Consider the following 17868-nt stretch of genomic DNA (forward strand, 5'->3'; position numbering starts at 1 on the left):
GGTCCCGTCCGCTGGTGGCCTTCGAGGCCCTAAGGTGGAAGGCTTTCCCTGTACGGAATTGCTGAGATGCACCCCCAGTGCCATTTGTCCAGTGTAAAGCTTAAGGGCCCGTGCGCGGCTACATGTACAGCAGCGGTTGCGCCATCAGAAAACGTACCAGCCTCCTGCCCGAAGCACGTTTCAGATGCAAAGTTGAGCGCTTCGGGTGGGGCCCAATAAGCACAACGAATCAAGGGTATTTCTTATCCCTTAACCACGATGTTCAGCAGCTTGCCGGGTACGTAGATTTCCTTGAGCACTTCTTTCCCCACGATGTACTGCTGTACGTTGGGAATTTCTTTTGCAATGCGCTTAATTTCCTCTTCGCTGGCCTGGGTGCTGATGCTGGCTTTACCGCGCAACTTGCCGTTGACCTGCACCACCAGCTCGAAGCTGTCGGCCACCAGGGCGGCTTGGTCCAGGGTAGGCCAGGGGGCGCTGAATACCGAGTGGGTGTGGAACTCGTGCCACAGTTCTTCGGCCAGGTGGGGGGCGAAGGGGGCCAGCATCTGGATGTAGCGCAGCACCGCCTCGCGGAAGACCGGGGTCACGCCGTGCTCCTTGCGGTAGTCGCCCAGAGTGTTGAGCAGCTCCATCAGGGCGGCAATGGCGGTGTTGAAGCGCAGGGCCTCGAGGTCTTCAGTTACCTTTTTGATGGTCTGATGCAGCTTTTGATAAAGAGCCTTGTGTGGGCCTTCCAGCCCGGCAGGCCCTTGCAGGTCGGCCTGGGTCTTCAGCTCGGCCATGTGCTCTGCAACCAGGCGGTAAACCCGGTTGAGGTAGCGCCAGGCACCCTGCACACCCTCTTCGGTCCAGATCATCTCGTTTTCGGGCGGGGCGGCGAACAGAATGGTAATGCGGGCAATGTCGGCCCCCTGCTCTTTTACAAATGGCCCCACCATCACCCCGTTGCCCAGGCTCTTGCTCATCACGGCGGGCTTCCAGAAGTAGGTTTTGCCCTCTTCCTGGCGCAGCTCAGCCCCGCTTTTTCTGGCGTCCTCGAGGGTGATACCTTGCTCGAGCTCGAGCTTGCTGCGCCGGGCGTCATCTTTGAAGTAGATGCGTCCCTCGCGTATTTCCACCTCACCCACATTGGTCCAGCCCATCACCATACCCTGGGTAAAGAGGCCCTCGAAGGGCTCATCGGCCTCTACCATGCCCAGGTCATGCAAAAACTTGGTGAAAAAGCGGGCATACAGCAGGTGCAGAATGGCGTGTTCGATACCGCCAATGTACTGGTCTACCGGCATCCAGTAGTTGGCTTTTTGGGGGTCGAAGGGCAGGTCGGGGTTTTGGGCATCGGTGTAGCGCAGGAAGTACCACGACGAATCAATAAAAGTGTCCATGGTATCGGTGTCGCGCCGAGCCTTACCGCCACACTTGGGGCAGTCGCACTCGTAAAACTCGGGGTGCGCGGCCAGGGGGCTTTTGCCCTTGGGGCGGATGTCCTCCACATCGCGCAGGGTGGGCAGCTCGACCGGCAACTGCTGGTAGGGCACCGGCACGATGCCACAGCTATCGCAGTGGATCATGGGGATGGGGGTGCCCCAGTAGCGCTGGCGGCTAATGAGCCAGTCGCGCAGGCGGTAGTTGACCTTGCCCTCGCCAATGCCTTTTTCTTCCATCCAGGCAATGATTTTTTGCTTGGCTTCTTCCACATAAAGCCCGTTCAGGAAGTCGGAGTTGATGGCCGGGCCGTCTTCGGTATAGGCCTTGCCCTGCCATCCCTGGGGTGGCTCGACGGTGCGGATGATTTCCAGACCGAACTTCTCGGCGAACTCCCAGTCGCGCTCGTCCTGGCCCGGTACGGCCATAATGGCCCCGGTGCCGTAGCCAGAGAGCACGTAATCGGCAATCCAGATGGGGATTTCCTTGCCGTTGGCGGGGTTAATGGCGTAAGCGCCTGTCCAGACCCCGGTCTTCTCGCGGTCTTCCATCTGCCGCTCGACCTCGCTCTTCATGCGGGTAGCGGCCACGTAGGCTTCCACGGCGGCCTTTTGCTCGGGCGTGGTGATCTGGGCGACCAGCTCGTGTTCGGGGGCCAGCACCATGAAGGTTGCGCCAAAAATGGTATCGGGGCGGGTAGAGAAGACCCGGATTTTGGCCTGGTGGCCCTTTACCCGGAAGTCGAACTCGGCGCCGACACTCTTGCCAATCCAGGCCCGCTGCATGGCCTTGACCTTTTCGGGCCAGCGGGGCAGCTTGTCCAGGTCGTTCAAAAGCCGCTCGGCGTAGTCGGTGATTTTGAGGTACCACTGCTCGAGCTCCCGCTTCTCCACCAGCGCCCCCGAGCGCCAGCCGCGCCCATCGATGACCTGCTCGTTGGCCAGCACGCTTTGCTCGACAGGGTCCCAGTTGACCAGGCTCTTTTTGCGGTAGACCAGGCCCCGCTCGTACATTTTGAGGAAAATCCACTGGTTCCACTTATAGTAATCGGGCAGGCAGGTGGTTACCTCGCGGCTCCAGTCGTAGCGGATGCCCATTAGGGCCAGGGATTCCTTGGACTGCTGAATGTTGCCAAAGGTCCAGTCGGCAGGGCTTACGCCAAATTTCAGGGCGGCGTTTTCCGCAGGCAGCCCAAAGGCATCCCAGCCAAACGGATGCAGCACGCTATAGCCCTGTTGCTCCCGGAAACGGGCCAGCGCATCGCCCATGGTGTAGTTCTTAAGATGGCCCATGTGCAGGTCGCCGGAGGGGTAGGGGAACATCACCAGGATGTAGGCTTTTTTACTTCCCCTGCCCTCGGTGGCCTTTAAAAGCCCGATTTCATCCCAGTATTTTTGCCATTTGGGCTCGAGCTCGTGGGGGTTGTATTTGTCGGTTGTCAGCATCTTCATTTCTCCAGTTCTCAACGGGACATTCTATTGGTAGAAAGCCCGAAAAGGAAATGTGGGTCGGCCAGTGGGGAAGACAGCAAGCACTCGTAAAAAACCCCCTTCACGATCGAAGGGGGAGCCTGGTAAAGATCGGCCTCCCCTAGGGTAGCGTTAGTTGCATCAACCCAAACATACAAACATAGTAACACGCAGACCGGGCCTCGAGGCCGTTTTTTTGCTATTGCGCAGCTTTTTTGCCGCAGCCCCCCAGCCCTACCGCCCTCTTCGCAGGCGTGGCCTCCCATCCGAGAGGCCGCTGTCTTGTGCAGGACAAAGCAATCAAGTTGTGAGCAGCTCGATATTTGTGAAGAGCGCTCTAGGCTAAGCAAGTGCCGACCTTTCCCAACGGCGCGGCTGCTGGGTGCCTTGTTCCTGCTCTGTGTGCGGGGGTTTGGCCGAATGCGGCCATGTTGAAAAACCCCCGCACAGGGCGGGGGTCAAGAGGGCCGGGAACTGGTGCGGGGATGCCTTTATTTTGCCGCGCTGGTATTGACCTGCAAGCCAGGCTGCAAAAACTCGTTGGTGAAGAAGGCCGTAAAGGGCAGGTCGGTTTTGACCCGCCCGGTCTGTTTGAGCAGGCTAAGCCCGCTCTGCCAGCCCTGGGGGTTGGAGAAGCCCAGCCCGTTTTGGCGGGTGTAGGGCGACTGGTAGAGCCTTAGCGAGACCTCGAGCACCCGGAAACGGTCTTCTCCCAGGGTTTGCACGTACTTTTTGGAGGCTTCAAAAGCCTTGCGTGGTTCCCGCAGGGTCAGGGCCATGGCCTCCTGGGTGGCCTGCACAAAACGTCGGGCCAGGTCGGCGTTTTCCAGCACCCGGTCGGTGGAGATGACCCCCACCCCGGGCGAGCGGTTGTAGGGGCCTGCCGGAATCACATTGAGCTTGATGCCACGGGCCTCGAGCACGATGGGCTCGTTGTTGATAAAGCCCATGGCCACATCTACCCGTCCGGTAACGATGGCCTCGGCCTGGGTAAAGCCAATCTGTTCGATTTTCACGTCCGACTCGCGCAAGCCAGCCGCCCGCAGCATGGCCTGCAGCGAGGTGTACGAGGTGCCAAAAAGCCCCGGTATCCCAATGGTCTTGCCCTTGAGGTCGCGCACCGAGGTGATGTTTTTCTCGGCCCGCGAGAAGAGGGCGTTGGGCACGCTCTGGTAGAGGGCCAGCACGTACTTGAGCGGGGTTCCCTGGGCGCGCAGGGCCATCACGTCTTCGGCGTCGGCTACGACAAAATCGAGCCTTCCCTGAGCCAGCAAAGGGTACAGCTCCGAGGAGAAGCCATGTTGAAACTCTACGTCCAGTCCGCGCCTTGCGTAGATACCCTCGACCACACCCGCGTAAAACGGGGCGAACTGCACATCAGGCAAATAGCCCAGCCCCACCCGTACCTTTTGTGTCTGGGCCAGACCCAGCGACAGCAACACTGCCAGCACTACCACAAGTTTTCGCATCACTCACCTCAACACACCGTGCTGCCCAAAAGGGTCGAAGCAGGCACGAACTGCACCCGACCCGAGTCTGGTTTACCCAACGGTTGTGTGGAGGGTTTACGAGGTGTTACACATCCTGCTACGCCCAGGCACAGGGCACCCAGGCTTCACTCCTTCTCCCATCCGGACTATGACCGTCGGCTTGCGATTTTCACGCAATCGGGCCTGGATGTGCGGCAGATTTCCAGGCTTCGCGGGCTCGGGCGGCCAGGCCGCCATCACCGCCGGTGGGGAATTGCACCCCGCCCTGAAGGAATTGGGCCTTGTGGCCCAAAGTTAGTTTAATCACAAACTTAGGGCTTGCAAAGTGAAGCGGGCTGGATTTTGATAAGCAGGTGCAACTGGAACTGCAAAGCTTGCTAGACCTAGCCGACCCAGGGGTGCTGGAGCGGGGTCGGGCCCTCTTTTTGCGTGGGGCGGTGCTCGAGGCCAGCCGCAGCCGGGGCCGCTTACAAGCACGGGTACAGGGGAGCGCCCCGTTCCCCTACCGGGTCGAGATTAACCTCAGCAAAGGCGAGTGGGACTGTACCTGCCCCTATACCTGGGGGCCGGTGTGCAAGCACGTGGTGGCAGTAGCCCTGGCGGCCCTGGAAGCCCCCGAAATGTTTGCCCGGAAAAAGCTGCCTAAAACAAGGCCGCTGAACCTCGAGCCCTTGCTCGAGCTGTCCGACGACGAACTGCTGCGCCTGCTGTGGCAACTGGATGAGGCGCGTCCCGAGCTGATGCAGGAGTTCGCCTACAACCTGTTGCAGCGTTATAGATAGAAGGCCGGAGGAGACCGTAAAGTCCTTGGATTGGCCTGACCCCGCCTTATGCGACCGGGTGGGGCGCAACTACGGGCAACGGCCCAGGCTACTCCCTTTTGCCTTTTCTGTTGCGAAGGCGCTGCTCTTGTAGCAGCTTGCGGCTCGCCCAGGTGTCGCTGAAGACCCGTTCTTGCAGCGCCTCGACTCGGACACCTCACTGTCAATGACACCTATCAGGGAAATAGAATTATCGCCTGCGGTAGCGCAGCACGTAGCTTTCCAGCAGGGCTACCAGCCCGTACAAGGAGATGCCCAGCAGGACGGTTACTGCCACCGCAGCGAAGGAGTTGGCGTAGTTGAAGTTGCGCTGCTCGGTCTGGGCCAGGTGCCCCAGCCCACCGCCGCCCAGCACAAACTCGGCCACCACCGCCCCAATCAGGGCCAGCGAGACCGTCAGGCGCAGTCCGCCCAGGATGACCGGCAGGGCACCGGGGAACTCGAGCTTGCTAAACACCCCCCAGGCCGAGGCCCCAATGGTCTGAAAGACCTCGCGGTAGGTGCGGTCTACCTCGCGCACCCCCACCATGGTCGAGACCAGCACCGGAAAGATGGAGATGAGGGTGGCGATGGTTACCTTGGAGACCAGCCCATAGCCGAACCAGATGATGAGCAGCGGGGCCACAATAATGGTGGGGACTGCCTGCAAGGCCACAATAAAGGGTGAAAGCAGCCGCTCGAGCGAGCGCTTCTGGCCCATCGCGTAGCCTATGGGTAGCCCAATGACCAGCGCGGTCAGGATGCCCAGCCCGGCGGTCTGGAGGGTGGTCAGGGCATTGCGGAAGAGCAGCGCGCCATTCTGCACGATGGCCTGCCAGACTTCCAGGGGTGAGGGCACAAACACCGGCACCCTTGCCGCCATGAGGCTCCAGGCCAGGAAAAACAGGGCCAGCAGCAAAAGCGCACCCAGGATTTCCCAAGGGGGCCGCAGGGGCTTGGGTGGAGGCTCGACGAAGGTAGAGTCGGCCACGCCCAGCCGTTCGCGCAGCTCGGCCTCGAGCCCATCGGTAAAAGCGGTGATGCGCCCTTCCCCTTTGGTTTCCAGAACGGCCTCAATTTTGCCGCCGGTCAGCACCACCACCCGGTCGGCCAGATACACTGCCTCGCGGATGCTGTGGGTTACGAACACGATGGTTTTGCCGGTGCGCTCGTGCAGTTGCTTGAGCTCGAGGTTGAAACGCTCCCGCACCAGCGCGTCCAGGGCCGCAAAGGGCTCGTCCATCAACAGCACCTCGGCGTCCTGGGCCAGCGCCCGGGCAATGGCTACCCTGGCCTTCATGCCCCCCGAAAGCTGGTGCGGATACAGCTTCAGGTAGGGCTTCATACCCAGGTGGGTCTCGACGCGGCCCCGCCCAGTAAGCTCGATGGGCAGCCGGATGTTTTGCTCCACGGTGCGCCAGGGCAGTAGGCGGTAGTCCTGGAAGACCATGGCGGGTTGTCCCTCTACTTCAACGGTGCCCTTCTGGGCTTTGAGCAGCCCTGCAATGAGCCGCAGGAGGGTGCTCTTGCCGCCGCCCGAGGGGCCAATGACGGCCACGAACTCGCCCTTGTGCACCTCGAGGTCCACGCCAGAGAGCACTTCCCGCCCCTCGAACTCCACCGCGACCCCCGCCAGCCGGATGACGCTGGGGGCCTGGGTGGTGGGGGGGGAGGTGGGTACCGGGTGGCTCATGGCTCTAGCATACCGCCAAGCTGAGAAGGCCAGGCTTTTACCATATACACCCCATTGGCCAGCGATACAAGGGCATGGGATTGACCGCAAAGCGCCGAGGCTGCGTAGAACGGGAACACCCAGCAGATGCAGAAAGCCCCAAGGCAGCCAGGGTTTGGGCAGCTTTGCGGGTGCGGCCAGCATCCTCCCCCAGGGCCACATCCCGTTTGTGGTGCAGTCGGTTCTTGTGGCCCAGTGACCCCTTAGGTAAGCACCCAGGGGACGATCCCCTTCGGGGCAGAGCGCTCACGCGCCTGTTCACCCAGAGGGTACCCTGCTCCGCCAGTTTAGGCCCTAGCTCCATGATCAACTGCCATCTGGCTACCGCCTCATCCCCCAGCGCCAGCATGAACAGCATGCGCCAGTCGTAGGTGGTGTTATGGGCCCGCAGATCGGGTACCTGCATCAGTGGGATGGGGCTGGGTATCCTTGGGGCTTGCTTCATACTGCATATGATAAAAGCTTGGAACATGCCCTCTTTTTGCACATCCTGGGGGCCAGATCAGGTAGCATACAAAGACATACTCTATGCAACAGGCTTCTTTTGATTGCATTCCCCAAACCTTTTTGCCCCTGCTGCGACAGGGGCTTTCCGGTCTTCCCGAGACTTTGCAGGCCTTGGCGGAGGCTTTGAAGACCCACCGCTCCTATCTCTTTCGTCTGAAGGAACAGGACGGCACCTGGTATGCCTCGCAAGTGGCCGAGTGGGCGGCTTCCGGTACCGCTCCCCAGATTCAGAACCCCGCACTGCAAAATCTGCCCATGAAGGAAGCCGGGTACGCCCGCTGGCTGGAAGCATTCCTGCAGGATCAGGCCATCGCTGGACCCGTCTACTCCTTTCCCGAAGAGGAAAGGCCCCTTCTGGAAGCCCAGGATATCCAGAGCCTTCTGGTGGTGCCCATCTGGGTGGAGGAAGGCCTTTGGGGCTTCCTGGGGGTAGATGACTGTCAGCAAGTGCGAAGCTTTACCCCTGAGGAAGCCGCCTTCCTGCGAGGTGTAGCTGAGGTGCTGGCCCGAACCTTGGATCTCTTTGAGCGCCATCGCTGGTTAGAGCGCCTTCTGGGCCTATCTCCTTTCTATGTAGCCCGCCTGGGTGTTGCAGGGGCGCTGCTCCGGGCCAACCCTGCTTTGCAGAGGGCATTTCCCCAAGGCCTTTCTCTTCCCATTGAGGCCGCTCTAGAAAAACCAGGACAGCCGATTACGGCCACAACCCTTGATACAAACCCGACAGAATGGACCTTTATGGCGGTGCCTGGTCCAGGCAGCGAAGCACTGGAGATTCTGGCCCTGGGTGTGGACATTCGAGATCGCCTCGAGGCCCAGGAAAGGGAGGTGCGCTGGAGCACATTCCGCCAAAATCTCCTGCGGGTCTACGAGACCCTCATGACCGAGGGGTTTTCCGACTCTATTTTTAGCCTTATTCTCGATGCGGCGCTGAACACCGTACCCAGTGCCCAGGCAGGGAGCGTTGTCGTCTTAATGGAAGACGGCTACTACCACTTTGTGGCTGCCAGGGGGTACGACCTGGCAGCGCTCCGCCAGGTCCGTCTCCAGCCAGGGGATGCCATTTCCCTCACCGAGCACAGGAAGGCCCACATCTTCACCCAAGAAGACCTGCAGCGCTACAACCGGCGCCTGGATGCCAAACAGCGCCAGGTGATGGAGGAGGCAGGGCGGGTGCGGGAAATTCAGGCCATCCTTTCGGTTCCGGTCTACCTGACTGGGCAACGCAAGGCCATTCTGTACCTCGATAACTTCGAACGAAGCGACGCTTTTGTACCCCTGGATCTGGAGCTGGCCCAGGCTTTTGCCAGCCAGCTAGGTCTTCTTCTTAGGAGAATGGAGCTGGAGGGCAGGTTGCAGCACCTGGCGTACCACGATGCCCTCACTGGGCTGCCCAACCGCTTATTTTTCATGGAGAAGCTGGCGCAAGCTTTACAGCATGAAGCACGCCCAACAGTGCTCTACCTGGACTTAGATGGGCTCAAGCTGGTGAACGACCTGGAAGGCCACGCCGCGGGAGACGAGGTAATCCGAGGAATCGCTACCCGGCTTCATGCTGCCCTTCGGCCTCGGGATGTTGTAGCCCGACAGGGCGGTGATGAGTTCCTGGTCCTGCTGACTGGAATAGAAACGGTGGAAGAGGTTATCCAGGTGGGCGAACGGCTGCTCGAGGTGGCCCGCCTTCCTCTACCTCTAGGGGAGCGAACGTACCGCATCACCACCTCCATTGGTATTGCCATGGGAGAAGCTGGACTGTCCCCTGGGGAGTTTCTACAGCGGGCCGACATGGCCCTTTATCGCGCCAAGGCCGAGGGAAAAAACCGCCTTGCCTTCTATGAAACCCAGCTTCAGGACTCCTTGCGCCGGGAGATGGAGCTCCTGGAAGCCCTTCAATTAGACCTGGAAACCGCTACGGGCCTGGTGCTGCTGTACCAGCCCATCGTAAACCTCAAAACGAGAAAAACCGAGGCCCTGGAAGCCCTCCTGCGCTGGCCCAAGGCGCCTCCTTCCGAGTTCATCCCCCTGGCAGAACGGCACCACCTGATGCCCAGGCTGGGCAACTGGGTGCTGCGTCGGGCCTGCATGGACAGGAACCGTCACGGCCTGCCGGTGCACGTAAATGTGAGCCCGCAAGAGCTCCTTCAGCCCAACTATGCCGAACTGGTGGCTAAGGCCTTGCTAGAGACCAACTGCCCTCCGGAAGCCCTCATCCTGGAGATCACGGAGAGCTCCCTCATCCCGGATGGGCGAGGAAGAGATGCCAGCCAGACCATAGGTTTACTAAAAAGACTCGGCGTGCGGGTTTACCTCGATGACTTTGGTAGTGGCTACTCCAGCCTGGAACGCCTGGCCGATCTTCCGGTGGACGGACTCAAGCTGGGCCAGGCCTTCACCAACGCCCTGGGCACCACTCCGAACCCCACAAGCTCCGCGGCCCGACTGGTGGCCGCGGTTTTGGCCCTGGCCCATGCCTTGAATCTGGCTGCGATCGCCGAAGGTATCGAACATGAAGCTGCCCTGAACTACTTGCAGGACCTGGGCTTTTCCCTGGGACAGGGCTACTTTCTGGGCCGACCGGATTCGCTTTAAGGTTTCTGACTTCCATCGCTAAACGCCATTTGTCTGATGCCATACAGGACTCTGTATAGCTACAGACCAGAAAGCCTGCGCTCGCCAGAGGTGTCACCAAGAGTTTGATGGCCTTCAGTACGTCCCTTTTTGATTCCCTACAGCTTAGAAAGTACGGTCGGTAAGGAAAAAAACGTAGACGTTGCCCGGATTTACCTGTGGTTGATTGTTTTCTCGAGCGAAGCGTGGGCATTCAGTTTTGCGTAAAGTTCAATCTTTGTCTTGGAGCTGGGCCATCCTAAGAGCTCATCGTTTGAGGAATCTTGTCCGGCACGGTTTTTCGAAAAATGCGGCACTGACCGAGGCTTTCCTGTTGCCTCCAATCGAAAACCGCTACCGGAGCAGCACTTCTATGGTGAGTTCAAACTCCCGATTCTGGTTTTTTCTGTTCTGGTAGGGATAACTACAATGTTGGATTTCATTCCAAAGTAGCATCTTTATTGGAATAATATTGCGGCGAGAAGGTAAAAGTGTAAGATGTTGGCGACAGTAGGCCGGGCAGCCGGTAGGGTTTCCCAAAACTCGTGAAGACCGGCACAAGCTCGGCCACCTATAAAGAGGAGGCGCATGTCACCTATAAGTGAGTATCAGGCTCTGCTGGTGTACCTGGCTGTTGCGGTCGGCATTGCCGTTCTGGCAACCGTGGTAGGGGCAGTTCTGGGCCCCAAAAAAGGTGGACGATTCAAGCTGATGCCCTATGAATCGGGCAACGACCCCGCTGGGGAGGTCAAGCGCTTCCCGGTGCACTTCTATGCTGTAGCGATGCTCTTTATTATCTTCGACGTAGAAGTGGCGTTTTTGTGGCCCTATGCGGTAAGCGCTGGCACCCTGGGGGTGGTGGGCTTCCTGGGTCTGCTGGTGTTTACGTTGCTGCTGTTCGTGGGTTTTTTGTACGAGTGGTACAAGGGAGTAATGAAGTGGCACTAGCCAGGCTGTCGCAAGTTACTGGGCTCAAGTCGAAAAAACTCGAGGCCTGGGTTCTGGGACTGCCGACGGAGGTCATATAAATGGCAACCCTTACAGATTTGTTCACCAAAGATGTACAGGAGCTCGAGAGCGAGGGCGTCCTGTTTACCACCCTCGAGAAGCTCATCGCCTGGGGGCGCTCCAATAGCCTGTGGCCGGCCACTTTTGGTCTGGCCTGCTGTGCTATCGAGATGATGGCCTCCACCGATGCCCGGAACGACCTCTCGCGCTTTGGTTCAGAGGTTTTCCGGGCCTCCCCCCGCCAGGCCGATGTGATGATTGTGGCCGGGCGGCTCTCCAAAAAAATGGCCCCGGTGATGCGCCGGGTCTACGACCAGATGCCCGACCCCAAGTGGGTTATCTCGATGGGGGCCTGTGCTTCTTCGGGCGGCATGTTCAACAACTACGCCATTGTGCAAAACGTGGACAGTGTGGTGCCGGTGGATGTGTTTGTGCCTGGATGCCCGCCCCGGCCCGAGGCCCTTATTTTTGCGGTAATGCAGCTTCAGAAGAAAATTCAGGGCAAAGCCCGGGATGAAGAGGGCCGTAAGTTGCCCAAAATTGAGGCCTGGAAGCGCTAGGCCGCTCGAGGTGAAAATGCAAAAGCTGACCGAGCTAAAAAACCAAGCCCGCGCCAACGGCTGGGAGGTTGAAGAAGCCCACGGCAACACCTGGGTAGTGGTGCCCCGCGGCGAGTTTAAGGCCCTGCTGGCGAACCTTAAGAACCAGGGCTGGAACTACCTGGCCGATGTGGTGGGAATCGATTACCTGAGATACCCCAGCCCCAAGCCCGAACGCTTTTGTGTGGTGTACGAACTGGTGTCGCTGCCGGGTTACCAGGGCGGCGATGGCAGCCGGGTGTTTATCCGGGTGTACGTGCCGGAGGCCAACCCCAGCCTGCCCAGCCTGACCGACCTGTGGATGGGCGCCGACTACCTCGAGCGCGAGGTGTTCGACCTGCTGGGCATCCGCTTCGAAGGCCACCCCGACCTGCGCAAAATTCTGACTCCCGAAGACCTGGAAGGCCATCCTCTGCGCAAGGATTTTCCCCTGGGCGAGACGCCGACCTTGTTCAGGGAGGGCCGCTTCATCGACCCCGATGCTTTCCGGGCTGGCCTTTCTGGAGACAGGGCGGGCATGACTGGCTGGCGGGGTGGAACCCGCAAGGGCTACCAGGATGCCGCTGCCGAGGTGCAGAAGGTGGTCAAAGGAGGTAAATGATGGTGCTTGACCCGCAAAAACTGCACAGCCCCTCGGCGGAGGCGTACGACATAGCCGACGCACCTGAGCTTAAGTCCGAGGTGATGACCCTTAACGTGGGGCCCCAGCACCCCTCGACCCACGGGGTGTTACGGGTGGTGGTGGATATTTCGGGGGAGCAGATTCTGCGGCTGACCCCCCACATTGGGTATCTCCATACCGGCTTCGAAAAGAACATGGAGTACCGCACCTACACCCAGTGCATTACCTATACCCCCCGCATGGACTACCTGCACAGCTTCAGCCACGACCTGGCCTATGCCCTGAGCGTGGAAAAGCTGGTAGGGGCGGAGGTGCCCCCCAGGGCCCAGGCCATTCGCATTCTGCTCAATGAGCTTTCCCGCATTGCCTCACACCTGGTTTTCCTGGGAACCGGCCTGCTGGACTTTGGAGCGCTGACGCCGTTCTTCTACGCCTTCCGCGAGCGGGAGGCGGTGCTCGACCTGTTTGAGTGGGTTTCGGGCCAGCGCTTTCACCACAACTACATCCGCATTGGGGGCCTTAAGGAAGACCTCCCGCCGGAGTTCTTAGGCGAGGTGAAGAAGCTTATTGCCCAGATGCCCGCCCGTATCGACGAGTACGAGGCTTTGTTCCGGGAGAGCCCCATCTTTTATGAGCGGGCCCGGGGTGTCGCGGTGATACCTGCCGAGGTGGCCATTAACCTTTCCCTTACCGGGGGTAGTTTGCGGGCTTCAGGGGTCAACTACGATGTGCGTAAGGCTTACCCCTACGCCGGCTACGAAACCTACAACTTCGAGGTACCGGTGCTTACGGGGGGCGACATCTTCGACCGGATGGTGATTCGCCTTCTCGAGATGCGCGAGTCGGTAAAGATTATCCGCCAGGCCATCGAGCGGCTCGAGGCCATCGGGCCCGGCCCTATCCGCGATCCCAACCCGCAAATTTCGCTGCCGCCGCGCCACTTGCTGGAAACCTCGATGGAGGCGGTCATCTATCACTTCAAGCTGGTGACCGAAGGCTTCCACCCCGCCCCTGGCGAGGTGTATGTGCCTACCGAGAGCGCCCGGGGTGAGTTGGGCTACTACATCGTTTCCGATGGTGGTTCGATGCCTTACCGGGTCAAGGTGCGCGCGCCCAGCTTTGTTAACCTGCAAAGCCTGCCCTATGCTTGCAAGGGTGTGCAGATGGCCGATATGGTAGCGGTGATCGCTTCTTTAGACCCAGTGATGGGGGACGTAGACCGATGAGTTATGCAACGGAGGCCTGGCGTTCAGGGACAAGCTGCCCACCCCCAGGCTTTTGAATGTTTGCGGAGGCATATGGGATTTTTCGACGATAAACAAGACTGGCTACGTGAGGTATTCGCGCAGTACCCCGATACGCCCCAGGGGCGACGGGCGGCCATCATGCCTATGTTGCGGCGGATACAGCAGGATGAGGGCTGGATCTCCCCTGAGCGTCAGGAAGAGATCGCCCAAATCCTAGGTACCACGGCTACCGAGGTGGCGGGTGTGATGAGCTTTTATAGCTACTACCAGGCCCTGCCCACCGGCAAGTACCACCTCCAGGTCTGTGCCACCCTCTCCTGTGCCATTGGGGGGGCCGATGAGCTATGGGACGAACTGGTGCAGGAGCTGGGCATTTTGCGGGGAGAAGTAACCCCCGATGGCCTTTTCAGCATCCAGAAGGTGGAATGCCTGGGCTCCTGCCACACCGCGCCGGTGGTGCAGGTCAACGACGAGCCCTACGTGGAGTGCGTAACCAAAGCCCGTCTGCACGCGCTTTTGCAGGGCTTGCGGGAAGGCCAACGGCTCGAGGAAATTGTGCTGCCGGGTAAGGTGGGGCACGAGGTGCATGTGCGCGGGGAGGAGGTGGGCGCATGAACGGCCCCATCGTGAGCGGCAAAGACCCCCGCTTCGAAAAGACCTTATATAAGCACGTGGGTCAGCCCAACTCCTGGACGCTGGACTATTACCTTTCCCACGGCGGTTATCAGGCCATTAAGAAGGCCATTGCCCAGGGCCAGGACTGGGTCATTGAGGAAGTCAAGAAGTCCGGCCTGCGCGGGCGGGGAGGGGCGGGTTTCCCCACCGGGCTCAAGTGGAGCTTCATGCCCAAAAACACCGGCAAGCAGCACTACATCGTTTGCAACGCCGACGAGTCGGAGCCGGGCTCCTTCAAAGACCGCTACCTGATGGAGGATGACCCCCACCAGCTCATCGAGGGCATGATGATTGCAGGGGTGGCCATTCAGGCCAGCAAAGGCTACATCTACATTCGCGGTGAGTACCGGCGGGCCTACGACCGGCTGGTTGCGGCCATTCGCGAAGCCTATGCAGCCGGCTACCTGGGCCAGAACGTGATGGGAACCGGCTTCAGCTTTGACCTGTATGTGCACCGGGGGGCTGGGGCCTACATCTGTGGCGAGGAAACGGCCCTGATGAACTCCCTCGAGGGCCTGCGGGCCAACCCCCGTATGAAGCCCCCCTTCCCGGCCCAGGCCGGCCTGTGGGGTATGCCGACCACCATCAACAACGTCGAGTCGCTCTGCTCGGCGGTGCACATCATCGAACGTGGGGCCGACTGGTTCGCCAGCATGGGCACCGAAAAGTCCAAGGGCCACAAGTTGTTTCAGGTAAGCGGCCCCTTCAAGCGCCCTGGCGTATACGAGCTGCCTTTGGGCACCACCTTCCGCGAGCTGCTCCTGGACTGGGCCGGGGGCCCCACCGAGCCCATCCAGGCCATCATTCCAGGGGGTTCGTCCTGTCCGCCCTTGCCCTGGACCGACGAAGTCCTCGATACCCCCATGGATTACGAGTCCATCAGCGCCAAAGGATCGCTTCTGGGTACGGGAGGGGTAATTGGCATCCCGGCCAGCATGAGCATGGTGGATGCCATGTGGAACGTGACCCGCTTTTACGGCCATGAATCCTGCGGCAAATGTACCCCCTGCCGCGAAGGGGTCTCGGGCTGGATGGTAAGCCTGTTCCAAAAGATTGGGACGGGGCAGGGTCAGAAAGGTGATGTGGAGTTGTTGGAGGACATGCTCGACCAGATTGAAGGCCGCAGCTTCTGCGCCCTGGCCGATGCAGCCTGCTGGCCGGTGCGCGGCAGCCTAAAGCACTTCCGCCACCAGTTTGTGGATGCGGTGGAGCAGGGCAGGCCCGTAGAGCGCCTGGGAAGCCGTTGGGGGTGAGGTTAGGAAATGGCCAAGGTAACCATTAACGACAAAACCGTGGAGGTGCCCAGCGGCACCTCGGTCATGGATGCCATCTTCCATGCGGGCTACGATGTGCCGCTGTTCTGTGCCGAAAAGCACCTATCGCCCATTGGGGCCTGCCGAATGTGCCTGGTCAAGACCGGCAGCCCGCGTAAGGGGCCGGACGGCAACTTCATCATGGAAAATGGGCAGCCCAAGATTTTCTGGATGCCCAAGCTATCGGCAGCCTGCATTACGGTGGTGAGCGATGGGATGGTGGTCGACACCCTTTCCGACGAGGTTAAGCACGCCCAGTCGGGTATGGTCGAACTCACCCTGTTCAACCACCCGCTCGACTGTCCCACCTGCGATAAGGGTGGGGCCTGCGAGTTGCAAGACCGCAGCTACGAGTACGGCCTGGTGGAAAAGTTCTACCAGCCCGACCCGATGGAGCTGCCCATGTATACCCGCTTCGAGATGACCCGGCGCCAGGTGGACAAGCACCACCCCCTCTCGCCTTTCATCGTGCTCGACCGGGAGCGCTGCATCCACTGCAAGCGCTGTGTGCGCTACTTTGAGGAGATTCCGGGCGAGGAGGTGCTCGACTTCATCGAGCGGGGGGTGCATACCTTCATCAACAGCGAAGAAGACGGATTGCCCTCCAACTTCAGCGGCAACATCGTGGACATCTGCCCGGTGGGGGCCCTGCTCGACCAGACCGCACGCTTCCGGGCCCGCAACTGGGAGTACGATTCCACCGAGACCACCTCGATGGACGACGCCAGCGGGGCGGCGATTGTGGTGGATACCCGCAGCGGGTTGCTCGAGCGCATCCGGGCGGCCGAGCGTCGGGAAGTGAACGAGGTCTGGATCTCCGATGCGGCCCGCTTTGGTCACGAATGGGTGAACGAAAACCGGGTTCACTCGCCTCTGGTGCGCAAGGACGGGAAGCTGGTTGAAGCCACCTGGGAAGAGGCCCTGGAGGTCATCCGCAAAGGCGTGGAGGGTGTCGCTGGGGCGGATATTGGCATCTACCTGGCGGGCAACAGCACCCTGGAGGAGGGCCTGGCGGCCCTCGAGCTGACCCAGGCGCTGGGTACGACGCACCGCGACTTCCAGGGCCGTACCGCCCACCCCATTGGCGTGTTTGCCTCGGCCAGCTTCGATGAGCTGCTGGATGCCGAGTTTGTGCTGGTGCTGGGCGACCCTGCCGAAGAGGCCCCCACCCTGCACCTGCGGCTTTCGGAGTACAGCCGTGGCCTCAAACCCGCTGCCAAGCTCGCGCACGGCACCCCCTTTGCCGACCTCAACATCAAGGAGCGGATGCCCCGCCTGACCCATAAGCTGGCCCTCTTCAGCGCCTACCCCAGCAGCACGGCCAGGTGGGCTGGGGCCAGCGCCGTACACACCCCGGGGATGGAAGCGGCCCTGCTGGCGGCCCTACTGGATCAGGCCGAAGCGCCCGCTGGCCTGAGCGAGCAGGTGGCCTGGGTCAAGGCGCGCCTGGCGGCCAGTTCGCGGGTGGTGCTGGTGCTGGGCGCGGGGGTGCTTAACCAGCCCCAGGCGGCCAAAGAAGCCAAGCAGCTTGCCGAGCGCACGGGTGCCAGGGTGATGTGCATGACCCCTGCGGCCAACGCGCGGGGGCTGGAAGCGCTGGGGCTGTTTCCCAGCAAGGGTGGCGCAGGCTGGGCCGAGACAGGGCCCAGGGTGGTTTACTACGCCTACCTGCCCACCGAAAAGCAGCTCAAAGCGGCCTCCTTCCGCATCCTGCACCTGACCCACAAGCACCCTCTGGCTGAAAAGTATGCCGATGTGGTGTTGCCAAACCAGACCGCTTACGAAAAGCGGGGTCATACCGTGAACCTCGAGGGTCGGGTGCTGCCGCTCGAGCCCGCGGGTATCAACAATGGCCAGGCCGATGGTGCAGTGGCGGCGCTGGGCCTGATTGCTGAGGCCGCAGGGGTCAGGACCCCGGTGCGGCTGGTGCGTCAGGCCACCAAGCTGCTCGTCGAGAAACACAAACTCCCGCCTGTGTTAGAGCGCTGGACGCAAAAATCAACCGGCTGGGCTGCCTCCGATGCGGATGTGGCCCAGGGGGCGCTGTACCTGCGCCCGACCATGTGGCGGCGGGAGCAGCTCGTAGGTGCAGTGGCCAGGGTGGTGGAGGTCAAGCTGGAGATGAGCCCAGAGACTGCCAAGGCCAATGGCTTGGCTCAGGGTTACCTGGTTGAGCTGGAAACGCCGATGGGTATAGAGAAGCTCGAGGTCAAGGTGGTGCCTGGCCTCCCCGAGGGCGCGATGTACCTGCCTGCACTGGGAGCCTGGGCGGGTCGCAAGGTTGAGGCCAGGGTATTGGTCGGAGGTGAAGCATGAAGGACGAATGCCCCAAGCCCAGAGTCGAAGGCCCAGGGCGACTCAGATTATCGGTTCAAAA

The 17868-nt window shown here is 60.6% G+C and carries 12 protein-coding genes and 1 riboswitch; of the genes, 9 read left to right on the top strand and 3 right to left on the bottom strand.

Annotated elements, in window-relative coordinates; translation table 11 throughout:
• Nucleotides 1-242: 242 nt before the first annotated feature.
• Nucleotides 243-2870 (bottom strand): leucine--tRNA ligase, encoded by a 2628-nt coding sequence (gene leuS / locus ABWU19_RS04925; RefSeq protein WP_435900687.1) that lies wholly within the window; start codon nt 2868-2870, stop codon nt 243-245.
• A gap of 515 nt (nt 2871-3385) precedes the next feature.
• Nucleotides 3386-4363, bottom strand: coding sequence for an ABC transporter substrate-binding protein (locus tag ABWU19_RS04930; RefSeq protein ID WP_435900650.1), 978 nt, complete (start codon nt 4361-4363; stop codon nt 3386-3388).
• Between the two features lie 146 nt (nt 4364-4509).
• A riboswitch (FMN riboswitch) is annotated at nt 4510-4661 on the bottom strand.
• A 76-nt stretch (nt 4662-4737) separates the two neighbouring features.
• On the opposite strand from ABWU19_RS04930, the gene ABWU19_RS04935 reads away from it, so the two are divergent.
• Nucleotides 4738-5166, top strand: a complete 429-nt coding sequence (locus tag ABWU19_RS04935) for an SWIM zinc finger family protein (RefSeq protein WP_435900651.1) — start codon at nt 4738-4740, stop codon at nt 5164-5166.
• A gap of 229 nt (nt 5167-5395) precedes the next feature.
• Here the strand turns inward: ABWU19_RS04935 and ABWU19_RS04940 are convergent, their stop codons facing one another.
• A complete protein-coding gene (locus ABWU19_RS04940) occupies nt 5396-6877 on the bottom strand; it encodes an ABC transporter permease subunit (RefSeq protein ID WP_435900652.1) in 1482 nt (493 codons plus the stop codon).
• A gap of 567 nt (nt 6878-7444) precedes the next feature.
• On the opposite strand from ABWU19_RS04940, the gene ABWU19_RS04945 reads away from it, so the two are divergent.
• The 8 genes from ABWU19_RS04945 (at nt 7445) to ABWU19_RS04980 (ending at nt 17807) form a co-directional block, all read left to right on the top strand.
• Nucleotides 7445-10009 carry a bifunctional diguanylate cyclase/phosphodiesterase gene (locus tag ABWU19_RS04945; protein ID WP_435900653.1) on the top strand — a complete coding sequence of 855 codons (2565 nt, stop codon included), beginning with the start codon at nt 7445-7447 and terminating at the stop codon, nt 10007-10009.
• A gap of 606 nt (nt 10010-10615) precedes the next feature.
• Nucleotides 10616-10975 (top strand): NADH-quinone oxidoreductase subunit A, encoded by a 360-nt coding sequence (locus ABWU19_RS04950; RefSeq protein WP_314134697.1) that lies wholly within the window; start codon nt 10616-10618, stop codon nt 10973-10975.
• An 80-nt stretch (nt 10976-11055) separates the two neighbouring features.
• Nucleotides 11056-11595, top strand: coding sequence for a NuoB/complex I 20 kDa subunit family protein (locus tag ABWU19_RS04955; protein WP_435900654.1), 540 nt, complete (start codon nt 11056-11058; stop codon nt 11593-11595).
• A gap of 16 nt (nt 11596-11611) precedes the next feature.
• On the top strand, nt 11612-12235 hold the full coding sequence (locus ABWU19_RS04960; protein WP_435900655.1) for an NADH-quinone oxidoreductase subunit C: 624 nt from the start codon (nt 11612-11614) through the stop codon (nt 12233-12235).
• On the top strand, nt 12235-13482 hold the full coding sequence (gene nuoD, locus ABWU19_RS04965) for an NADH dehydrogenase (quinone) subunit D (protein ID WP_435900688.1): 1248 nt from the start codon (nt 12235-12237) through the stop codon (nt 13480-13482). Before ABWU19_RS04960 ends, nuoD begins: the two co-directional genes overlap by 1 nt.
• A 72-nt stretch (nt 13483-13554) precedes the next feature.
• Nucleotides 13555-14118 (top strand): NADH-quinone oxidoreductase subunit NuoE, encoded by a 564-nt coding sequence (gene nuoE, locus ABWU19_RS04970; RefSeq protein WP_435900656.1) that lies wholly within the window; start codon nt 13555-13557, stop codon nt 14116-14118.
• Entirely contained in the window at nt 14115-15431 is a 1317-nt protein-coding gene (gene nuoF, locus ABWU19_RS04975; protein WP_435900657.1) for an NADH-quinone oxidoreductase subunit NuoF, read from the top strand. The genes nuoE and nuoF overlap by 4 nt, the downstream gene beginning before the upstream one ends.
• 9 nt (nt 15432-15440) lie before the next feature.
• Complete coding sequence (locus ABWU19_RS04980; RefSeq protein ID WP_435900658.1) at nt 15441-17807, top strand: molybdopterin-dependent oxidoreductase; 2367 nt, start codon at nt 15441-15443, stop codon at nt 17805-17807.
• The last annotated feature ends 61 nt before the right edge of the window (nt 17808-17868 follow it).

This window comes from Meiothermus cerbereus, assembly GCF_051297115.1.
Classification (GTDB): domain Bacteria; phylum Deinococcota; class Deinococci; order Deinococcales; family Thermaceae; genus Meiothermus; species Meiothermus cerbereus_A.